The organism is Nonomuraea sp. NPDC003727, assembly GCF_053586935.1.
Window position 1 is genome coordinate 401,877 of sequence record NZ_JBSFNE010000009.1, and the last position, 20,482, is coordinate 422,358.

Here is a 20,482-nt window from a genome sequence, read left to right on the forward strand (position 1 = left end):
TCAGCGTCCGGCCAGGCGCGCGGCGCGGGCCAGGACCGCCTCCTCCGCCGCGCGGAGCGCCGCGCGGCGGGCCCCCGCCTCCTGGGACAGCTCGGCGGCCCGGTCGCGAACCCCTTCGATCATCGGCATCATGGCCGGCGGCGCGGCTCCGCCCAGAGCGGTGCGCGAGGCGACCAGCGCCTCGGGCGTGAGCCGCACCCGCAGCTCCGCGTCGTCGAGCGGCCAGGGACGACCCACGACCTCCCCGGCCGCACGCGCGATCGCCGCGGCGTCCAGCGCCCCGCTCTGCCGTACGGCGTGCCGGACGACCCGGTGGGCGGTGCGGTAGTCGGCGCCGAAGCACCGCATGAGCAGTTCCGCCAGGTCGGTGGCCTGGGTGAACCCGAGGTCCAAGGCCTCGCGCATGCGTGCGGCGTCGGCCTCGAGCGTGCGGATCACTCCCGTGGTGAGGCGGGTGGCCCGGTGGGCGACGTCGAGGGCGCGCGGCAGCTCGCCGTACAGGTAGATGAGGTTGTCGCTGCGGGCCGACGGCGTCTTGACGACGGCGGTCAGGCCGGTCAGGCGGCCGAGCATGACGCCCGCCGTGCCGCGGATGACCGTGAGGGCGTACGGGTTGCGCTTCTGCGGCATGACGACGCTCGGCCGGCCGTACTCCTCGGCGAGCTCGACGAAGCCGAACTCGGCGCTGGCGAAGATCTCCAGGTCTTCGGCCAGCTTGTCCTGGGTGAGGAGAAGGCTGGTGGCCGCGGCCATGACGTGCGTGAACGGGTCGGTCTGCCACATGGCGTCGCGGGTGTGCGTGATCGCGCGGTCGAAGCCGAGCGCCCGGGCGGTCGCGTCACGGTCGTCGAGGATGCTCGAGCCGTTGGCCGCCCCCGACCCGGCCGGGCCGGCGTTGACGTGGCCGAACTCGGCGAGCAGACGGGCGGCGTCGCGCAGCGCGGGGTCGGCGAAGGAGAGCAGGTAGTGCCCGAACGTGGTCGGCTGGGCCTGCTGGAGGTAGGTGTAGTCGGGCATCAGGGTGGACAGGTGCCGTTCCGCCTGGCCGGCGAGGGTGGCGGCCAGGTCGGCGGCGGCGGTGACCAGTTCGAGGACCTGCCCGCGCACCCGGATGCGGAAGGCGGTGCGCACGGCCTCGCGCCGGGTCCGCCCGGCCCGCAGCCACCCCGCGTCGTCGCCGATCCGCTCGGTGAGGTGCCGTTCGCGGGAGATGTACGGCTCGCCCCTGCGGGGGTCGTAGCCGACGGCCTCGGCGGGCATCGCGGCCAGGTCGAGGAGCGCGCCCAGCAGCGGGCCGCGGACCCGCTCCGGCAGGATGCCCCGGTCGGCGAGCTCGACGCCGTGAGCCAGGTCGGCGAGACCCAGCGCGGCGTGCAGCCAGGGGGCGTCGGCCGCCTCCCAGGCATGGCCCGCCGCCACCAGTTCCTCCGCGGGCCCGCCGGTCATGTCGCCGCCCTCCCCAGCAGGTCGAGCGCGGCGGGAAGGCCACCGGTGTGCCAGAGCACGACGGGGGCGTGCGTGTCGGGCCGCAGCCGCGCCACGGCGGCCAGCGCCTTCGTGCCGTACTTGGCGTCGAACAGCACGCCGTCGGCGCGCAGGGCGGCCAGCATGATGGGCCCGTCCCGATCGCCCGCCGCCCCGGTGGCGTCGATCAGCTTCCAGTTCGTGACCGCTTCGTGGCCCATGCGGGCGACCAGGCCGAGGATCTCGTCCCGGATCCGGGGCAGCGGCCGGCTGACCGACACGCCGTAGACACGCCATCCGGCGCCGATGGCGGCCCTTCCGGCCAGCAACCCGGCGATCGACGCCCCCGATCCCACCGGCAGCACGACGGCCGCCTCGTCGAAGGGCAGCTGCGCGGCCAGTTCCTCGGCGGCAGTGGCGAAGCCGAGCGCGCCGACCGGCGTGGCACCGCCGCGGGGGACGGCGTACGGGGCGCGCCCGTGCTCGCGCAGGTGCGCGGCGCGCTCCTCGATCAGCATGTCGAGCGCGTCCCGGTCGGCGCCGGTGTAGTGCACCGTCGCCCCGGCGCACCGTGCCATCCGCACGGTGGCGGTCGGCTGCTCCCCTGCCGTCCCGGCGACCAGCACCTCGCAGTCCAGGCCGCAGACCGACGCCGCCAGCGCCGCCCCCGCGACGAAGTTGGACGCCGGCGAACCGCCCGTGACCAGCACGTCCGCCCCGCGCGCCAGGGCGTCGCCGAGCAGATACTCCAGGGCGCGCGCCTTGGCGCCGGCCAGCCCGAACCCGCACAGGTCGTCCCGCTTGAGGTACATGCCGGGCAGCCGCTGGAGCGGCGTAGGCAGCAGGGCCAGGGGCCGGCGCGGAGGGCTCATCGCGTCGCCTCCGGCGTACCCCGGGCGACCACCGCGTCGACCATGGCCGCCGCGGTGGCGAGTTCCGGGTGCGCGGTCCAGCGAGCGAGGTCGGCCGGGTCGGCCACGCCGCGGGAGGCCAGCGCCGTCGCCAGGTCGGCGTCCGCGCGCAGCGCCTCGTGCAGCAGGTCCTGGGCCCGGTGCTTGCCCAGCCGCCGCGACAGCTCGGCCAGGACGCGTTCCGACGCCCAGCCCGTCCTTGCGAGGTTGTCCGCCATGCGCCCGGCGTCGACGACGAGACCGTCGACGAGGTCGGCGGCCAGGGCGGCGGCCGTGCCCGCCGCGAGCGCGACGTCGGGCAGCGCCGCCCATTCCGCCTTCCAGGCGCGCCCGTCCCGCTCGTGGCCGCCGGCCATCCCTTCGACCAGGACGCTCGCCGCCGCCCTGGCGAGCCTGGCCAGGGTGTCGAGATGCTCGCTGGTCTCGGGGTTGCGCTTGTGCGGCATGGTGATGCTGCCGACGGTGGCCTCCGCCGTACGCTCCGACAGCTCCGCGATCTCGGCTCGCTGCAGCTCGTAGACCTCGTTCCCGATGCGGGCGAGCGTGGCCGCGACCATGCTCAGCACCGTCCCGAACTCCGCGACGCGGTCGCGCGCCGAGGTCCACGAGACGAGCGGATCGCGCAGCCCGAGCCTGGCGCAGAACCGCTCGCGCAGCTCCTGGCCGTGCGGCTCGAAGAAGCCCAGCACGCCGACCGCCCCGGCCAGCTGGCCCACCGACCACCGCCCGGCGCCCTCGGAGAGCCGGACGATGTGGCGTGCCACCTCGTCCGCCCAGGTCGCCGCCTTGAACCCGAAGGTGATCGGGGCGCCGGGCTGGCCGTGCGTGCGTCCGCTCATGACGGTGTCGCGGTGCCGGGCCGCCAGCCGCAGCAGCGACCCGTGCGTCCTGACCAGGTCGTCCTGGACGAGCCTGCCGACATCCCGCATCACCAGCCCGAACCAGGTGTCGGTGAGGTCCTGGACGGTGGCTCCGTAGTAGACGTACTCCCGCGCGGGCTCGGGCAGCAGCCGTTGCAGGCCGCGGATGAGTCCCAGCGTGGAGTGCGAGGTCCGCCGGGTCTCGGCGGCGACGAACGCCAGGTCGAGGCGCTCCGCCCGGGCGTGTTCGGCGATCTGCCCGGCCGCCTGCGCCGGGATCAGGCCGAGCTCGGCCTGCGCGGCGGCCAGCGCCGCCAGGATGTCCAGCCAGGTCTGCAGCCGCTGGTCGAAGACGGCCCGGAGCCGCGGCGTGCTCCACAGGTGGGCGTACTCCGGCGATTCGGTCAGACGGGTTGCCATGACGGCTCCCACCCGCGCGCCACGTGCTCCAGCGCCGCGCGCACCTGACCGAGCGTGGCGCCCCATGGCACGACGGCCAGCCCGTCGGACCGCTCGATCCGGTCCTCGAGCAGGCAGCACTTGGCCAACGCCGGGACGCCGGGGTCGCCGGCGCGCGCCCTGGGACAGATGTCGACCGTGGCCGCCGCGGGCTCGCCGTAGAACCACTGGTGGATCTCGCGCGACCTGGCGCAGCCGAGCAGGGTCCATTTCGCGAGGTCGGGCCGCCGGTCCAGGTACGCGGTCGGCGTGCCGGCGACCGTCACGCCGGACCCGCCGCACGGCAGCAGGTAGCGTCCGGCCGGGGCCCGCGCCGCGAGCTCCTCGAAGGTGACCGTGTCGGCCACCGGCACGATCGGCGGCAGGTCCTCCGCCACCTCGAGCAGGCGCCGCACCTGGTCGAGCAGCTTGGGCGGCTCCGGCGGAACGATCTCCCGTACGGCCAGCCGCAACGGGACCGGGTTCACGATGAAGCTGACGTGCGCGTACCTGCCCTCGACCACCACGGCCCGCGCGCCCGGTGCCCGCGCCAGCGCGACCCGCGCCAGCGTGGACGGCACCGCCGTATCGGCCTCCGGAGCCACGACGTAGGCGCACTCCTCCGGCGCCGCGAGCACCTCGACCCTCGTGACGGGCGAGAAGAGGGGCTCGTCCGACTCCTTCTCGACCCGCAGCAGCGCCGTGCCGCCCCGGGCGTCGCGGACCACCAGGAAGCGCGTGCGCCGGTATGCCTCCCGGCCGAGGAAGAACCGCTCGTCCAGCCTGTCGACCTGGGCCACGGAGACGCCCCGGTAGGCGCTCGGGACCATGTTGGGGGTCCCGTCGGGCGTCACGTGGGGGCTCCCGTCGGGCGTCTCGTGGGGCGTCATGGCAGGCGTCACGGCGGGTGTCAGGTGACGGAGAGCGCGGCGGTGTCCGCCCGCAGCCCCCGCCGCAGGGTGGCCAGCGGGAGCACGTCGTCGGGCGCGATGTTGGCGAGGTTCACCCCGGGGCCGAACCGGTTGATCAGCCACGCCTGCTGCGCCATGCGGGGCGCCTCGAACATCACCCGCTCGACACCGGCGGCGCCGACGGCGGCCTCGACGATGTCCTGCCGGGGACGGCCCGAGCCGTCGTAGATGCCGACCGTGCCGCTCTCCCGGCCCTCGGTGATCACCCACGTGGCACCGGCGGCCAGGTCCTCGGCGATCTCCTCCTGCCATTCGGCGGCCGACGCGGCGGCCCCGGCGTCCTTGCGGCCCGTCTCGGCGAACACGGTGAAGGCCTGGCAGGCGGTCTTGATGAGCTCGCGCTTGTCGTCCAGGCTCATCTCGACGACCCCGCGGGAGACCTCCACGGCGTCGAGCCCGGCACGCTCGGCCCAGGCCAGGCACTCCTCCGCCCTGCCCTGAGCCCAGGCGATCTCGAGCAGGGTGCCGCCGAGGCAGCTGACGACCCGGTGCTCGCGCAGCAGCCGCAGCTTCCGGTCGAGGCCGCGATCGAGGTAGGCGATGCCCCAGCCGAACTTCCAGACGTCGACGTGCTCGCCGGTGAACTCCAGCAGACCGGCAACGGCATCGGGGGCCAGGCCCCTGTCCAGGACGTGGGTACGGCCCGCCACGGTGGGTAGCTCGAGAAAACCAGGTCCCACGTTGTCTATGTTACGATTTGCGTTTACTTTCCGACAAGAGGCGGCCCGTTCCGGCAAGAGGTGGCCCGTCATGGCCGAGCTCGACGACGTCATCGCGGCAGTGGCGACAAGCCCGGCCATCCACGCCAAACGTGCGATCGGGCTGGTGTCCGAGGTGCTGGGCGCCTCCGGCTGGGTGGACGGGCCCGGCGACGACGGCGCCGCCGTCGACGTGAACGGCCGCACGGTCATCGCCTGCGGCGAGGCGCTGTGGCCGCCGTTCGTCCGCGCCGACCCCCATGGCGCGGGTGTGGCGGCCGTGCTGACCAACGTCAACGACGTGGCCGCGATGGGCGGGCTGCCCCTGGGGATCGTGGACACGATCGTCGCGGACGAGACCACCGCGCGCACGGCCCTGGAGGGCATGCGCTACGCCGCGCGCCTGTACGACGTCCCGATCGTCGGCGGCCATCTCACGATCTCCGCCGAGGCCGCCCCGTCGATCTCCGCCTTCGCCGTCGGCTCCGCGGACGCCCTGCTCTCCGCCACGCGCGTCCGGGCCGGCCAGGACCTGGTCATGGCCGCCTGCACCGAGGGTGTCATGCGGGAGGACTTCCCGTTCTTCCCCTCCTTCGACGAGCGCGGACCGGAACTCGCCGGCGACGTCCGGCTCCTTGCCGGCATCGCGCGCGAGGGCCTGGCAGCGGCGGCCAAGGACATCAGCATGGCCGGGCTGGTCGGCTCCCTCGCGATGCTCCTCGAATGGGGCGGGTTCGGCGCGGACGTGAGCCTGGAGGCGCTCCCCGCGCCCCGCGGCGTGCCGCTGGCGTGGTGGTGCACGTGCTTTCCCTGCTACGGCTTCCTGCTGACCTGCGAGCCCGGCCGGACCGACGCCTGCGTGCGCGCCTTCACCTCCCGCGGCCTGTCCGCCGCCAGGGTCGGCGCCGTCGACGCGACGGGCGTGATCAGCCTCACGGCGGGCGGGCGCCGCCTCCCGGCCTTCGACCTGACCAAGGATCGCGTGACCGGCCTCCGGACGGCCTCCCCCGAACCGGGCCGGGACCTCGGACGAACTCCTCCGGGCCGGGGTCTCCGGGCGAGCCCGCCCGCGCCCGGAACAGCACGGTCCTAAACTGGGCCTCACCGGGCACGGGGCACCTGCGCGGTCTTCCTCGCCCGGCGGCTCTGGCGCCGTCCGACCCGGACGCGTGCGCGGGCGGGGGGTGCCTGGTGGACATGCCGGCGATCTTGATCGTCACCGTGGCGATCTTCCTGTGGGGCGTCGTGTCGGCCCGCCTCCAGCGCGCTGATCTCACCGCGCCGATCGTCTTCGTCGCGATCGGCTGGCTGTTCGCCGCCGTCGGCCTGGTCGCCCCGCCGATCGAGGCAGCGCGGATGTTCAAGCCCCTGGTCGAGTTCACCCTGGTGTGGGTGCTGTTCTCCGACGCGGCCGGCGTCCCCCTCGCGCAGGTGCGTCGCGACCTCGGCCGGTATCTGCGCCTCCTGGCGGTCGGGCTGCCGCTGTCCATCCTCGCCGGCTGGGCGCTGGCGAACTGGTTCTTCCCCGGCCTTGGCATCTGGCTCGCCCTCCTGGTGGGCGCCGCCCTGGCGCCGACCGACGCCGCCCTGGGGCTGCCGGTCGTCACCAACCCGGCCGTGCCGGTGGACGTCCGCCGGCTGATCACCGTCGAGAGCGGCCTCAACGACGGCATGGTCACGCCCGTGGTCATGTTCGCGATCGCCGGCGCGGCGTCGGCGGAGGGCGTCGAAGGCGCGCCCGGCCTGTGGGGGGCGCTCGCCGAGCTGGGCGTCGGACTGGCCGTGGGTGCCGGCGTGGGCCTGGCCGGCGGCTGGGCGCTGCGGTGGACGCGACGCCGGGGATGGGCCGCCGAGGACTTCGCCGGCATCGCCGTGCTCGCCCTGGCACTGGTCGCCTACGCCGCCTCCCTCGTGGTCCACGGCAACGGGTTCGTCGCGGCCTTCTGCGCGGGTCTCGCCTTCGGCGCGGTGGCGGGCCGGCGCGGCCCCGAGGAGCTGGTGTTCGTCGAGCAGACCAGCAGCCTGGTGTCCCTGCTGGTCTGGCTGGCGTTCGGCGCGTTCGCCGTGCCGACCATGATCGACCGTGCCGACCTCGTCCTCGTGGCGTACGCGATCGCGAGCCTCACGCTCGTGCGGATGGTGCCCGTCGCCCTGGCCTGCGCCGGCTCCGGCCTCGACCGCAACACCGTGCTGTTCGTCGGCTGGTTCGGCCCGCGGGGGCTCGCCTCGCTGGTCTTCGCGCTCCTCGCCGTCGAGGAGCTCGGGCCCGCCGCCGACCAGGCCGTCGCCATCATCGGAGGGACGGTGCTCATGAGCGTCCTGGTGCACGGCCTCAGCGCCGGACCGCTGGCGTCGCGGTACTCCAGAGCCCTCACACGCGGAGGCGACGGACCGGCGCCGGAGGAGAGGCAAGTCCTGGGCTGACCCGCGACCCCGACCGGCCGCCTCCTACCGCGTGCCCGGCACGACGCCGCACGCGCCCCTCTGCCCGCGCGCGCACGCCCGGCCGCCAGGGCTGGTCGGCACGACCGGACACCCGGCAGCCGGCCCTGGTCGGCACGACCGGACACCCGACCGCCGAGCCTGGTCGGCACGACCGGACGCCCGACCGCCGAGCCTGGTCGGCACGACCGGACACCCGACCGCCGGCCCTGGTCGGCACGGCTGGCGGGCGGCGCCCCGTCAGGCACGCGTAGGGATTCGCGGATCGTCCGTCAACATCCCGTAGCGGCGGCACCCGCCATCCGCGCCGCGCCGGATAGTGGGAGTGATCCCACACCAGGAGGAGACCGTGACGGTGCGGAACCCCGAGCGCAGCCGACCCCCGGATACGCGGGCATCGCTGGGACGCGGAATGGAGCAGTTCCACCACCCCCGGCCGGTCTGCACCGGCTACCACGACCAGCTCCGGCCGACGCCGGAACGGCAGTTCTTGATGACCGGGCTGAGCGGAACCGTGCTCGAGATCGGGGCGGGCGACGGGGTGAAGCTGGCCGGCTACCCGCCGAGCGTCGACGAGATCATCCTGGTGGAGCCGGACGCCTTCCTCCGCGCCGCGGCGGCCCGGACGGCGGCCCCCGTACCGGTGCTCATCCTGGACGGTGACCTGGACCGGCTGCCCGTCCCCGACGCCTCCTGCGACAGCGTCGTCTGCTCGCTGGTCCTGTGCTGCGCGTCCCGTCCGGAGCGAACCCTCGCGGAGATCAGGCGGGTGCTGCGCCCGGGCTGACAGCTGCGCTTCTACGAGCACCAGCGGTCGGCCAGCCCGATCCTGGCGTTCGCCGAGGGCCTGGCCACGCCCCTCTGGTCACGCGCGGCCGGTGGCTGCCATCCCGCCCGCGACACCGTGAGCACCGTCGACGGGGCAGGTTTCGTCATCGAGCGGCTGGACCGCTTCACCTTCCGCCGCGTCTGCCACGTGCTCGGAAGCACCCGCCCACGCCGGTGACGGGCTGGATGCCCGCGCAGTGACGAGCTGGACGCCCGCGCAGGTGACGGGCGCATTGCCCGCGCCGGTGACGAGCTGGACGCTCGCGCCGGTGACGGGCTCGATGCCCGCGGCGATGCGGCCCGTGGCCGAGCACGGCCGCCAAGCAGGCACTGTTAAGTTTCTTTGCAAAGATCTTGATTGCCTGCTTGACATGCCAGGCCCTCCCCACTGAAATATCACATATCCGTAACGCGTGCTATGCGCCTCGCCCATGCCTGGCGTATCCGCGCCGATGTCAGTGGTTCCGCTGAATCTACCGCTGCCCGGCGCCTGCACCGAACCGCAACCCAGGCGGCCACGGCCGCCCCCTTCGGCGCCTGCGAAGCACGACCGAAGACGAATGGAGGCTCACCCATGACAACGACGCCAGGAATGGATCGCATCAGCATCGCCGGTCGTCGCCGTACGGGTGATCCTCGTCCTGACCTCACGGGCCTGCGGGTCGTCTATCGCGCCATGCGCGAGGATCTGCACAGGCTCACCGATCTCGTCACGGAACTGAAGGACGGCAGAGCGGCGATCCCGGCGGAGCGGGCTGTCGCGATCCACGAGTACATCGCGATCCTCACCGAGGAGATCGCCCGGTTCCACGACTACGAGTCCGGCAGCCTGTGGCCGGTCGTCGCCACGTCCGCGGGCGGGGCCATCAGCCTGGAGCCGTACCTCGCCCACCAGGTGGCGCTGGCCCCGCTGCTGGAGGAGGCGCGGGCGGCCGCGGCGAGGTTCGCGCACTCCCCCGCCGCGGGTGTGGCGCCGCTCGCCTCGGTCCTCAGGGTGCTCGGCGACCGGATCGAGGAGCACACGCTGCACAAGGAGCAGGACATCCTGCCGGTCATCGCGACCTACGTCTCCGTGGCCGACTACCGGATCCCGGGCAATCGCTGGCGGGAGGGCATCAGCCGGCGCCGGCTCAACTGGATCTCCTCCTGGGCCGAACGCTTCGCGACGGCGCAGGAGCGACGCCACCTCCACCAGACGGCCGGCGCCGTGAGCACCCAGCTCATCCCGGCGGTGCTGCGCCGGCGCGCCTTCAACGCCCTCGAACGCCGCGTCTTCGGCACGCGGGCGGAGGGCCCGCCCCGGCCGTCGCGGATCTGACAGCTCACGACGGCCCGTTCGATCAGGACTGCCCCAGGACCGCCGCCGCCGACCGGATGACGCCGATCGGGTGTCTCCCCGCGGCCTGGTGGCCGGCCGGTGCCCGGAACGGATCCGTTGTCGGCGCGGCGGGGCGGAGGATGCCCGCCAGGTCGGCCACGCGCCCGTTCCGCCGGCGTGCCGGGTCCGCGCGCGCGTGCTAAGGTGTCGATCACTGATGTCAGGTACCGGATGAAGGGGAGGTGAGGTTTGATGACCGCGGTGAAGACCGCTGCGCTGCGCAGCGCCCGGACAATCCTCACGTCCCGGGCCCCGGTCTGACCCATTCCTGCCCTCCTGCCGTGAGCCGTCCGGCTCGTTCAGGCGGGTGACACCTGAGTCGCGCCGGGGTCCCTTCCCGCAAGGTGTCTCACGTTGACTTCTTCTTTCTCGAACTCATCCACCCTGTCCCGGTACGGCTGGACGCGAGCGCTCGACGATGCCTTCGCCGGCCACCGCGAGGCAGGCCTGGTTCCCGCGCGGATCCTGCGCGTGCATCGCGGCTCGTGCGACGCGATCGCCGAGCACGGCCTGGTCCGAGCCACGATCCCGGCGTCCAGGTCCGCAGATCCCGTGGACGCGCCGTGCACCGGCGACTGGGCCGCGCTGCGCCCCGACCGGGATCCCGAACTGGTGGCGCTGCTTGCGCGGCGCAGTTCGGTCGTGCGCGCGTCGGCGGCCCGTTCCTCCCACGGGCAGGTGCTGGCCGCCAACGTCGACACCGTCGTCGTCGCGGTCTCCCTGGCCGCCCCGTTGAACGCCGCCCGCCTGGAGCGGTTCCTCGCTCTGGGCTGGGCCGGCGGCGCCCGGCCGGTGATCGCCCTGACCAAGGCCGATCTCGCCGCGGACGCCGCCGCCGTGGAGAGCGAGGTCCGCTCGCTCGCGCCCGGCGTGGACATCGTGGTGACCAGCGTGGCCACCGGCCAGGGGATGGATGTCCTGGCCGCGCTGCTGGGCGAGGGCACCACGGTGCTGCTCGGGCCCTCCGGGGTCGGCAAGTCCAGCATCGGCAACGCCCTGCTGGGCGAGGAACTGCTGGCCACCGGCGCGGTGCGCGCGCAGGACGGCAAGGGCCGCCACACCACCGTCCGCCGCGAGCTGGTCCCCCTTCGGGCTGGCGGCGTGCTCATCGACACCCCGGGCCTGCGCGCGGTGAGCCTCCATGACGCGGCCGACGGCCTCGAGCAGGTCTTCGCCGAGATCGAACGGCTCGCCGAGTCCTGCCGCTTCGGCGACTGCGCCCACGACACCGAGCCAGGCTGCGCCGTACAGGCCGCCATCCGGGCGGGCGAGCTGGCCGAGCGCCGCCTGGACGGCTACCGCAAGCTGCAACGGGAGGCCGCCTGGGAGGCCGCGCGCACCGACGCGAGGCTCCGCGGCGACCGCGTCAACCGGCAGAAGGCCATCACCAGCCATCTGCGCGCGACCTACAAGTTCAGGGACCAGCAGCTGTGAACGGCGACGGCATCGTCCCGCCGCTTCCCCCGACTCACACCGAAACGGATACCACCGCCATGACCATCACCTGGTTCACCCGCTCCGAGACCGGCGCCGACCTCGGCCCGATCCGCGAGGTCAACCTCGCCGCCTTCCCCACCCCGCAGGAGGCCGACCTGGTCGAGGCGCTGCGCGCCGACCAGGGGGCCTGGATTCCCGGCCTGTCGTGGGTGGCGGAGGAGCCCGGCGGCGACGTCGCCGCGTTCGCGCTGCTCACCCGCTGCCACGTCGGCGACGCCCCCGCGCTCACCCTGGGCCCGTGCGCCGTACGGCCGGAACACCAGCGGCGGGGCGCCGGGTCCGCGGCCATCCGCGCGGCCCTGCAGGCCGCCCGCGAGCAGGGTGAGAGCCTCGTGCTCGTGCTCGGCCACGCCGAGTACTACCCGCGCTTCGGTTTCGTCCCGGCCTCCCGGTACGGCATCCGCCCGCCCTTCGACGTCGAGGACCGGTACATGATGGCGCTCGTCCTCGACGCCGCCCGGCCCGTGCCGGCCGGCACCATCAGGTATCCGGCCGCGTTCGGGGTCTGATCATGATCGCCCCGCGCACGTGCCCTGCCCTGGGCCCGTGCGCGGGGTGGCACCGTCTATATGCCTTGACGGGTGTCCGCGCTCGACGCGTGGCTCGAGCCGTACCGGAAGCTGTGGAACTCCGGCCTCGACGCCCTGGGCAGCCGCCTCGACGCGACGGCCGGCCCGCGGCACGCCGACCCCGCGAAGGACTGAGCCACCATGACCGAAGCCACCGGATGCTGGACGGCCGCGGCCCGGGGCGGGCGCCACGAGGGCGCGCACACGGGCATGACACCGCCCTGGAAGGTCTACTACGACGGATATGTCGCGGCCGGCGTCCCGTCAGGGGCGCCCGTCCCCAGCCTGGACGACGCCGGCTGATCTGGGCGCGCGGCGCGGCTCCCCACCGGTGCGGGCCGGTCGTAGGAGCGTGCTCCCAGCCGCTGATCGTGCGGGCGCAGGAGGTCGCCCGGCGTCCGCGGGCGCAGCCTGGAGGGGTGAGAATCCTTCTTGCCGCCGCGCTGCTGTGGCCCGCACCGCCCCCGGCCGCCCCACCCCCGGCCGCCCCGCCTGACCTGCATCCGTGCGCCGCCGCGAGCACCCGATGCGAGGGCGAGATCTCCGTCCCGCTGAACTGGAGCGACCCGGGAGGCGAGCGGATCCGGGTGGCGTTCGCCTGGCTTCCGGCCGCGCGGGCCAAGGGCACCGTCCTCGCCGACCCCGGCGGCCCGCTGCCCGCTCTGCCAGCGTTACCGATCATCGAGGAGACGCTCGGTCCGGTGCTGCGCGACCACAACCTCCTGGCGGTCGAGCCGCGCGGGCAGGGCAGATCCAGCCCGCTGCGGTGCCAGGGGCTCGACCTCGCCCGGCCGTCCACCGTCGCGTCGTGCGCGGCCCAGCTCGGCCCGCGCGCGCAGTACTTCGCCACCGACCAGGCCGTGTCGGACCTCGACGCCGTACGGCAGGCGCTCGGCGTGCCGAAGGTGAGCTTCTACGGAAACTCCTACGGCACGCTGTTCGCCCAGGCCTACGCCGCCCGCTTCCCCGACCGCACGGCCGCGGTGTTCCTCGACAGCGTCGTCACCCCGTCCCCGGCGGGCCGCGCGACCTGGCCGATCAGGTTCCGCCTGGACAACCTGGACCTGGTGTGCCGGTCGTCGTCCGCGTGCGCGCGGCTGCCCGGCGAGGCCGGCCGGACGTTCGCCCGCCTGGTGAAGCGGGTCCGCGCGCACCCCGACCCCGAGCTTCCCATGCGTGCCCTCGTCGCCTTGAGCCGGTCGCCGCAGGAGGCGACCGTCGGACGCGAGCTGGCCGCCGCGACCGTCTCCTACCTGCGCGGCGATCGGGCGCCCCTGCACCGGCTGGCCGAGGTCGTCAGGGCGATGCCCATGCCGCCGACCGCGGGAGCCGAGTGGGCCGGCTACGTCGCCTATCTCTGCAACGACGGCGCCTTCGCCTTCGACCGGACGGCCGGCGCGGCGCGGCGGGCCGCGCAGCTGGCCGCCTACCACGCCGGCGAGCGGCCGACCTACCCGTTCACGCTGGCCGAGCTCGGGGGCATGACGCCCGCCCACCTGTGCGTCGACTGGCCCACCCCGCGCGACGAGCCGCCCGTGCCACCGGCCGCCGCCTTCCCCGCCGTCCCCGCGCTGGCGGTCGCCGGCGACTTCGACACGCACGGTCCCGCCGAGGTCTCCCCGGTGATCAGGCGCTTCCCGCGCGGCACCCTGCTGCCCGTCCGCTACGGCGCGCACAGCATGGCCTGGAGCGAGGGCTGCGCCCGTACCGTCCTGCGCGCCTTCCTGTCCGACCCCGGCCGAGCGCCGGCCGTCACCGGGTGCGACCTGGCGAACTACACCGCGATCGGGTCCTTCCCGCTGTCCGGCGCGGACGTGAAGCCCATGCCCGCCCGCACCCTCCCGGCGCGGGACCGGCGGCCGGCCGCCGTCGGCTACGCCACCGCGGCCGACGTCCTGTCACGCCGCAACCCGCTGTCCTTCCTCCACGCCGGTCTCACCGAGCAGGCGGGGCTGCGCGGCGGCCGTGTCACGTTCGCCGGCGACGGCCGCGTCATCCGCCTCGACCAGGTGCGTTACACCGCCGACGTCGCCGTGAGCGGCACGCTGACGCTGGGCGAGACCGTGAGCGCCGACCTGACCGTGGACGGGCGGGCGGTGAAACTGTCGTGGAAGCCTTTCCAGGCCACCGAGCGGACGGCGATCAGCGGCTCCGTGGACGGTCGGCCGTTCACCTCCCTCTCCTGAGAAGCCGGGTCGGAGTGGCCTCACGCCTTGAAATTAGAGCATTTCTCCAGAAAAATGCTCTGGCATGACGTCCACAGTGGTGGTGACCGGCGGCAACCGGGGCATCGGGTACGCGGTGTGCGAGCGGCTGGCGGCCGACGGGTTCAAGGTGCTGCTGGTCGCCAGGGATCCGGAGCGCGGCGCGCAGGCCGCGGCGGGCATCAGGGGCGATGTGGAGTGCGTGTCCGGCGACCTCACGACGGTCGCGTCCGTGCGGTCGCTGGCCGAGGAACTGCGCGCCCGATGCCCGCGCGTCGACGTGCTCGTGCACAACGCCGGGCTGTGGCCCAGCCGTCGCACGCTGACCGGCGACGGCCTGGAGGAGTCGTTCGCGGTCAACCACCTGGCCCCGTTCCTGCTCAACCACCTGCTCGAGGACAGGCTCGGCCGCGTGGTCCAGGTCAGCGCGGGACTCTACGTCAAGGGCAAGGCCGAGGTTGGCCGCACCTCCGTGGGCGCCGGCTTCCACCCGATCCGCACCTACGCCGACACCAAGCTGTGCAACGTGCTGATGCTGCCGCTGTTCGCCGAGCGCTGGCGCGAGTCCGGCATCACGATCGACGCCGTGCATCCCGGCGTGATCCGTACCGGTCTCGGCGACCGGCACGGACCCCTCGGATGGCTGCTCAAGCTCGCCAAACGCCGGTGGGCCACGCCAGAGGAGGGCGCCGCCCCCGTCGTACGGCTGGCGCGCGAGAGCGGCACCGGCCGCTACTTCAACCTGACCGAGGAGATCCCGCTGCAGGGTCCGGCGCGGGACGGCGAGCTGGCCGAAGGTCTGTGGAAGGAGGCCGAGGCGCTAACGTCGGCGGGGTGACCAGGCACAGGCGCAGCGAGGAGACGGTCCGGCGGCTGCTCGACACGGCGCTCGAGGTCCACCCCGGCGACTTCACCCTGCGGGCCGTGACCACGCGCAGCGGCGTGAGCATGGGCAGCCTCTACCACCACTTCGGCAGCCTGGAGGGGCTGGCGGCGGCGCTGTACAGCCGGTGCATGGACGACCTCCTCGACACCCTGATCGCCGCCGTCGAGCAGTCCGCGAGCGCCCGCGACGGTGTACGGCAGGCGGTGCTGGCCTACCTGGGGTTCACCGCCGGCCACCCCGACAAGGCCCGCTTCATCCACGCCGCGCCGTACGCGATCGACCTCGGCCCGCACGCCGAGCGGATCGCGGCAGGCAAGGCGGCGCGCCTGAACAGGCTGGTCGCCTGGATACGCCCCCACATGGACGCGGGCACGGTCGCGAGCCTGCCGATGGCGCAGGTGGAGATGCTCCTGATCGGGCCGGTGGCCGAGGTGACCAGGCGGTGGCTGGCCGGCGCCCCGGAGATCGACCTGGCCGAGTCGGCCCGGCTGCTGCCCGACCGGATCTGGGCGTCGCTGTGCGCCGGGAGCGACACCAGTCGGCGCTGACGGCCGTCCAGATCGTCACCTCGGCCGGTGTCGTCGCGGGGTTCAGCGAGGCTCAGCGGGATTCAGCGGGATTCAGCGGGATTCAGCTGGGTTCAGCGGAGTTCCGCGGGGTTCGGCGGGGTTCAGCGGTGGAAGCGCCAACGGGTCGCGCCGTGAGGCTCGGCGGTGGCGACCCCGATGGCGGTCTCGACCGCGAAACGGTAGACGTACCAGGGCGGCGGCCCCGCGCTCGGCGCGCTGTAGGGAGCGGTCAACGCCTCGCCCTCCACTTCGGCGGGCCACCCGCCCGCGCGGTAGCCGCCGGCGACCTTTTCCAGCGTCGCGCTGTCGGTGACCCTGGCCGCCTCACCGTCGAGGACCAGGTCGAGCCCCTCGAGCCGGACGGAGATCGTGCAGGCCGGGTTGGCCGCCAGATTGCGCGACTTGCGGGTGCCGGGTCCGCTGGTGAAGTAGATGTCCTCGTCGAGCCACAGGGCGCCGATCCCGGCAGAGTGGGGGCGGCCTTCGGGCCTGGTCGTCGCGAGGAACGCCGGGGTACCCATCTTGGGCAGGTCGGCCTCGAGGCGCTCGCGGGCCCTGCTCCAGGGCAGCGGCTTGTCGCCGTAGCGGTCGAGGTTGGCGGTCTCGATGGGCTCGCGGTGGGTCATCTCGTCCCTCCAGGTTCATCGCGGCCTTCCTCTTGGACTACCGCGTTTCCTCTTGGACTACCGCGCGACCGGAACTCATCCGTCGCACTGGTCCCACCATGACATGCCCGCTCGTCCACCGTACGGCCGGCGCGAGTTCGTTCCCTCGCACCCGTTGAAACACCATGTTTGCCATGGTGAGAGGGGGTACTCCTCGCGGAAACGGGGTGAGGAGGCGACGGTGACGCAGAGCAGCGGATTGCCCGCCACGGAACACCGTTCCCAGGTGAGAAAGGCGGCCACGGCCAGCGTCGTGGGCACCGCCATCGAATGGTACGACTTCTTCCTGTACGGCACGGCCGCGGCGACGGTCTTCGCCGACGTCTTCTTCCCGAAGTCCACCCCCTACGCCGGTACCCTGTCCGCCTTCGCCACCTACGCGGTGGGTTTCGTCGCCAGGCCGGTCGGTGCCGCGATCTTCGGACACTGGGGTGACCGGATCGGCCGCAAGGCCACGCTGATCATCACCCTGGTCATGATGGGCGTGTCCAGCGCGCTGATCGGGGTGCTGCCCGGCACCAACAGCATCGGGGTGATCGCACCCATCCTGCTCGTCGTGCTCCGCATCCTGCAGGGTATCGCGGTCGGCGGCGAATGGAGCGGCTCGGTGCTGTTGTCGATGGAGTGGGGCAACCAGCGCAGGCGTGGCCTGATGGCCAGCTGGCCGCAGATCGGCGTGCCCATCGGCCTCATCCTCGGCACCGGGGCGATGTCGCTGTTCGCGGCCGCCGCGGGTCCCGCCTTCAAGGACTGGGGCTGGCGCGTGCCGTTCCTGCTCAGCCTGGTGCTGGTCGCCGTGGGCCTGTGGGTGCGGCTGCGGGTTCTGGAGACTCCGATCTTCGCCCAGCTGCTCGAGAAGCGGCAGGTCGCCAAGCTGCCCGTCGTCGAGGTGCTCAAGAGGCACCCGAAGGAGGTCATCCTGAGCGCGCTGCTGCGGGTTTCGGAGCAGATGCCGTTCTACCTCTACACGACGTTCGTCATCACCTACATCACCGCCGAGCAGATCGGGATGAGCAAGACGTTCGCGTTCGCCGCTGTCACCTGCGCGGCGGCCGTCGAGCTCGTCGCCATCCCGTACTTCGGGCATCTCAGCGACCGCGTCGGCCGCCGGCGCGTCTACGCGCTCGGCGCCATCCTGCTGGCGGTGATCGCCTTCCCCTACTACGCGCTGCTCAACACCGCCAACGCGACGGTGATCCTGCTGACGGTCATGATCGTGCAGCTCCAGCACTCCATGGAGTACGGCCCGCAGGCCTCCCTGATCGCCGAGAGCTTCCCCACCGGACTGCGCTACGGCGGAGCCGGGCTGGGCTACCAGCTCGCCTCGATCATCGCGGGCGGCCCGGCACCGCTGATCGCCACCTGGCTGCTGCATGACTACGGCTGGCAGGCGATCTCCATTTTCATGATCATCGGTGCGGTCATCGGCCTCGCCGCCACCCTGGCCCTGCCCGACCGCTCCAAGATCGACATCTCCGACGATCGCGCCTACGGCGTCAGCCATGCGTGATCCGAGGTCCGCCCGGTGCGGTCCGGGTGCCGCCGTGTCGCCGTGTCGCCGTGTCGCCGGCCGGCCCGGCGTGGTTCGGTTTCGGGTACCCAGCGGCCGGGCCGGCCGGTCCAGGCCGTCGCGGCACACCCGCCGAACCCTGGAGATCTCTTCTCTCGTCGCGCGGATGGACGACCTGAGCGTTGGCGCGGCTTTCGTCGCGGCGGCCGCCGGCGGGCGAAGGACCCGCCGGCGATGCGAGCGGTCGCCAGGCCGGACGCCCCGCGGGTCACGATCGCGGGGCTTTGCCCACGGCCTTGGTCCTGGTGATGCGAGCGGTCGTCAGGCCGGACGCCCCGCGGGTCACGATCGCGGGGCTTTGCCCGCGGCCTTGGTCCTGGTGACGATGGCGCCGAACAGGGCGAGGCCGCTGATCACGATGCGCGGCGCGCCCGGCTTGCCGCGCCGGGTACCGCGCTTGCCGAACAGGCCGAACAGGCCGAAACCCCTGACCCTGACCTCGATGTCGTCGGGGATGACGATCTCGGTGCCGCCCCACAGGGCCAGGGCGTTGATCCGGGTCTCGTGGGCGGTGAAGACGGCCTCGGTCAGGTCGATCACGCCGCCGCCGAACATCGACAACACGGAGAAGGTGCGCGGGACCACCCACTGCCCCTCGTGCTCGAACCCGCCGAACACGCCCAGCGCGACGCGGGAGGTGGGCTGCTGGTCCACCACGAGCAGGTCGGTGCGGCCGGGTTCGGGCAGATCGCGGCTCACGCGTTCGAGCTCGGCGTGGGTCTTGGCCGTGTAGACCTGGGTGAGCCGCTGGTCCAGCTCGGCCAGGTCGATCCGGCCCTCGGCGGCGGCCACCCGCACGCGGTCGGCGGCGCGGTCGCGCTCGTGGTCGGAGGCCCGCACCTGCTGGTCCTCCGTGCGCCCGGGATGCTCCGTCATCTTCAGTCCTGTCATGTCCGATCCGCACCTCGACCCACGCGAGGGCACTGCCCGGTTCGGGGCGGCTGAGGGCATCTTATTAGCCAACTGGAGAATAAGGCGGACCGGCCGGGTCAGCCGGCGGGCTCGAGCCCCGACTCCTCGACCATGTGCGCCGCCAGCATCGCGGTGAGCTGGGCCCGGAACTCACTCTCGTGCGCCGGGTCGTCCGGGTCGTGCCCCATGCCGGCCAGCCACGATCGCTTGCCGATCGCGAAGCCGTAGGCCGCGGACACGCCCATCAGCGCCACCGCCTCGACGCGCGCCCGGCTCGGCGCCGGCCGTCCGGCCAGCGCGGAGCGGATGCCCGCCTCGATCGCGTCGATGAGCTGTCGCAGGTCCGGCCGTACGGCCCCCTGGTAGTCGGCGTGCATCTCGGCCCAGACGAACAACCGCAGGTAACGCTCGTCCGCCAGGGTGTCGAAGAGCACGCCCATGATCCCCGCCGCGGTGGGCACTCCTTCTTCGGCTCGGATGCGCTCGTGTATCCGCTGCTGGATGCGCGCCTCCTCGGCCATCAGCACCTCGCGGACGAGCGCGGCGTAGGTGCCGAAGTAGTGGGTCACCAGCCCATGGGCCACCCCGGCGGCCTCGGCGACCTGTCTCAGCCTGACGTTGTCGGGGCCCCGCTCCTCGATCAGCCCGGCGGCCGCCGCCAGCAGTTCCGCACGCGCTTCCTCGGGGGCTCTCCTGCGCCGTCTGGGCTTCACACCCCCACCCTATTGGCCGGCGTCCGACAGCCCGACCGGCCGACGCACCCGGCTGCGCCTGCGGCGCGCGGGCACGAGGCGAGGACGGGCGCCCGAACCGGCCGGCGGCCCGGCTCAGCGGATCCTCCTCGAACAGCGGCCCACCCGGGCCCGGGCCGGCGTCGAGCCGGACACGCGTCTCGCGGCGGTCGCGGTCCCGCTCAGGAGGCCACCGGCAGCCCGGCGTTCCGCCATTCGGGCAGGCCGTCCTCGAGCGTCCTGGCGTCGTACCCGAACCCGCGAAGCCGGCGCACCGCGTCAGGGGCCATCACGCAGAAGCGTCCTCGGCAGTAGGCCACGATCGTCTTCTCCCGCGGCAGCTCGGACAGCCGGGTGGCGATCTGGTCGTGCGGGATCGACAGCGCGCCCGGGATGTGTCCCGCCGCGAACTCGGCCTCCGGGCGGACGTCGATGACGACGACCTCGCCCGTCTCCAGCATCTCGGCCAGCCGCGGACGGCTCACCGGCTCCAGGTCCCGATCATCTCCCAGGTACTCGCGCGCGGCGCGCTCGACGTCGGCCAGCGAGGAGGCCGCCAGGACCTTCATCGTCTCGACGAAGGCGTGGACCGAGTCGTCGGAGAGCCGGTAGAAGACGCGGGTGCCTGCCCGCCTGGTCTTCAGCAGGCCGGTCGAGTAGAGCACCTTGAGCTGCGCGGAGGTGTTGCTGAGCTTGAGGCCGCACGCCGTGGCCAGGTCCTCGACGCTTCGCTCCCCCTGCGCCAGCACGTCGATCAGCTCGAGACGCAGCGGGTTCGCCAAGGCTTTGCCCAGGCGGGCGAACTGCTCGTAGAGCTGGGACTTGCGTGCCCGGTCACCCATCCAAAGTCCTCCAAATAGTTTTGGAATATTGTAGCAGTGAGACCCAG

Annotated in this window: 22 protein-coding genes; 12 read left to right on the forward strand and 10 right to left on the reverse strand. The window is 73.4% G+C overall.

Features of this window, described 5'->3' with window-relative positions:
* The 5 genes from ACWDLG_RS24805 to ACWDLG_RS24825 are packed head-to-tail and all read right to left on the reverse strand — an operon-like array spanning nt 1 to nt 5,324.
* Nucleotides 1-1,446, reverse strand: coding sequence for an argininosuccinate lyase (locus ACWDLG_RS24805; RefSeq protein WP_449923758.1), 1,446 nt, complete (start codon nt 1,444-1,446; stop codon nt 1-3).
* A complete protein-coding gene (locus tag ACWDLG_RS24810; RefSeq protein ID WP_449923761.1) occupies nt 1,443-2,336 on the reverse strand; it encodes a 1-aminocyclopropane-1-carboxylate deaminase/D-cysteine desulfhydrase in 894 nt (297 codons plus the stop codon). The genes ACWDLG_RS24805 and ACWDLG_RS24810 overlap by 4 nt, the downstream gene beginning before the upstream one ends.
* A complete protein-coding gene (locus ACWDLG_RS24815; protein ID WP_449923763.1) occupies nt 2,333-3,655 on the reverse strand; it encodes a lyase family protein in 1,323 nt (440 codons plus the stop codon). The genes ACWDLG_RS24810 and ACWDLG_RS24815 overlap by 4 nt, the downstream gene beginning before the upstream one ends.
* Entirely contained in the window at nt 3,640-4,527 is an 888-nt protein-coding gene (locus ACWDLG_RS24820) for a DUF7714 family protein (protein WP_449923766.1), read from the reverse strand. The genes ACWDLG_RS24815 and ACWDLG_RS24820 overlap by 16 nt, the downstream gene beginning before the upstream one ends.
* A gap of 56 nt (nt 4,528-4,583) precedes the next feature.
* Nucleotides 4,584-5,324 (reverse strand): phosphosulfolactate synthase, encoded by a 741-nt coding sequence (locus ACWDLG_RS24825; protein ID WP_449923769.1) that lies wholly within the window; start codon nt 5,322-5,324, stop codon nt 4,584-4,586.
* 70 nt (nt 5,325-5,394) lie between these two features.
* Between ACWDLG_RS24825 and ACWDLG_RS24830 the strand changes: the two genes are divergently transcribed.
* From ACWDLG_RS24830 to ACWDLG_RS24840, 3 genes are all read left to right on the forward strand, one after another.
* Complete coding sequence (locus ACWDLG_RS24830; protein WP_449923771.1) at nt 5,395-6,435, forward strand: AIR synthase related protein; 1,041 nt, start codon at nt 5,395-5,397, stop codon at nt 6,433-6,435.
* 104 nt (nt 6,436-6,539) lie between these two features.
* Entirely contained in the window at nt 6,540-7,766 is a 1,227-nt protein-coding gene (locus ACWDLG_RS24835) for a cation:proton antiporter domain-containing protein (protein ID WP_449923774.1), read from the forward strand.
* A gap of 430 nt (nt 7,767-8,196) precedes the next feature.
* Entirely contained in the window at nt 8,197-8,571 is a 375-nt protein-coding gene (locus tag ACWDLG_RS24840; RefSeq protein ID WP_449923777.1) for a class I SAM-dependent methyltransferase, read from the forward strand.
* Nucleotides 8,572-8,649: 78 nt separating this feature from the next.
* On the opposite strand, the gene ACWDLG_RS24845 is transcribed toward ACWDLG_RS24840, so the two are convergent.
* Complete coding sequence (locus ACWDLG_RS24845) at nt 8,650-8,985, reverse strand: hypothetical protein (RefSeq protein ID WP_449923780.1); 336 nt, start codon at nt 8,983-8,985, stop codon at nt 8,650-8,652.
* Between the two features lie 201 nt (nt 8,986-9,186).
* Between ACWDLG_RS24845 and ACWDLG_RS24850 the strand changes: the two genes are divergently transcribed.
* The 8 genes from ACWDLG_RS24850 to ACWDLG_RS24885 all read left to right on the forward strand — a co-directional run bounded on the left by ACWDLG_RS24850 (nt 9,187) and on the right by ACWDLG_RS24885 (nt 15,694).
* Entirely contained in the window at nt 9,187-9,930 is a 744-nt protein-coding gene (locus tag ACWDLG_RS24850; protein ID WP_449923783.1) for a hemerythrin domain-containing protein, read from the forward strand.
* 414 nt (nt 9,931-10,344) lie between these two features.
* The gene (gene rsgA / locus ACWDLG_RS24855) at nt 10,345-11,424 is read left to right on the forward strand and encodes a ribosome small subunit-dependent GTPase A (RefSeq protein WP_449923786.1); all 1,080 of its coding nucleotides are present in this window, start codon (nt 10,345-10,347) and stop codon (nt 11,422-11,424) included.
* A gap of 59 nt (nt 11,425-11,483) precedes the next feature.
* Nucleotides 11,484-11,996, forward strand: coding sequence for a GNAT family N-acetyltransferase (locus ACWDLG_RS24860; protein ID WP_449923789.1), 513 nt, complete (start codon nt 11,484-11,486; stop codon nt 11,994-11,996).
* A 72-nt stretch (nt 11,997-12,068) separates the two neighbouring features.
* On the forward strand, nt 12,069-12,191 hold the full coding sequence (locus tag ACWDLG_RS24865) for a hypothetical protein (protein WP_449923792.1): 123 nt from the start codon (nt 12,069-12,071) through the stop codon (nt 12,189-12,191).
* 6 nt (nt 12,192-12,197) lie between these two features.
* On the forward strand, nt 12,198-12,359 hold the full coding sequence (locus tag ACWDLG_RS24870; protein ID WP_449923795.1) for a hypothetical protein: 162 nt from the start codon (nt 12,198-12,200) through the stop codon (nt 12,357-12,359).
* Nucleotides 12,360-12,475: 116 nt separating this feature from the next.
* Entirely contained in the window at nt 12,476-14,242 is a 1,767-nt protein-coding gene (locus ACWDLG_RS24875; protein WP_449923798.1) for an alpha/beta fold hydrolase, read from the forward strand.
* 64 nt (nt 14,243-14,306) lie between these two features.
* Nucleotides 14,307-15,098: an SDR family NAD(P)-dependent oxidoreductase gene (locus tag ACWDLG_RS24880; RefSeq protein ID WP_354917573.1), complete on the forward strand. Its 792-nt coding sequence runs from the start codon at nt 14,307-14,309 to the stop codon at nt 15,096-15,098.
* Nucleotides 15,095-15,694 carry a TetR/AcrR family transcriptional regulator gene (locus ACWDLG_RS24885; RefSeq protein ID WP_449923802.1) on the forward strand — a complete coding sequence of 200 codons (600 nt, stop codon included), beginning with the start codon at nt 15,095-15,097 and terminating at the stop codon, nt 15,692-15,694. The genes ACWDLG_RS24880 and ACWDLG_RS24885 overlap by 4 nt, the downstream gene beginning before the upstream one ends.
* A gap of 122 nt (nt 15,695-15,816) precedes the next feature.
* On the opposite strand, the gene ACWDLG_RS24890 is transcribed toward ACWDLG_RS24885, so the two are convergent.
* Nucleotides 15,817-16,341: a pyridoxamine 5'-phosphate oxidase family protein gene (locus tag ACWDLG_RS24890; protein WP_449923805.1), complete on the reverse strand. Its 525-nt coding sequence runs from the start codon at nt 16,339-16,341 to the stop codon at nt 15,817-15,819.
* 265 nt (nt 16,342-16,606) lie between these two features.
* Here ACWDLG_RS24890 and ACWDLG_RS24895 point away from each other — a divergent pair, with 265 nt between their 5' ends.
* Entirely contained in the window at nt 16,607-17,890 is a 1,284-nt protein-coding gene (locus ACWDLG_RS24895) for an MFS transporter (RefSeq protein ID WP_449923808.1), read from the forward strand.
* Nucleotides 17,891-18,232: 342 nt separating this feature from the next.
* Here ACWDLG_RS24895 and ACWDLG_RS24900 read toward each other — a convergent pair whose 3' ends face one another.
* From ACWDLG_RS24900 to ACWDLG_RS24910, 3 genes are all read right to left on the reverse strand, one after another.
* Nucleotides 18,233-18,841: a DUF1707 SHOCT-like domain-containing protein gene (locus tag ACWDLG_RS24900; protein WP_449923811.1), complete on the reverse strand. Its 609-nt coding sequence runs from the start codon at nt 18,839-18,841 to the stop codon at nt 18,233-18,235.
* Between the two features lie 98 nt (nt 18,842-18,939).
* Nucleotides 18,940-19,575 carry a TetR/AcrR family transcriptional regulator gene (locus ACWDLG_RS24905; RefSeq protein WP_449923814.1) on the reverse strand — a complete coding sequence of 212 codons (636 nt, stop codon included), beginning with the start codon at nt 19,573-19,575 and terminating at the stop codon, nt 18,940-18,942.
* Between the two features lie 200 nt (nt 19,576-19,775).
* Nucleotides 19,776-20,435 (reverse strand): ArsR/SmtB family transcription factor, encoded by a 660-nt coding sequence (locus ACWDLG_RS24910; RefSeq protein ID WP_449923818.1) that lies wholly within the window; start codon nt 20,433-20,435, stop codon nt 19,776-19,778.
* Between the last annotated feature and the right edge of the window lie 47 nt (nt 20,436-20,482).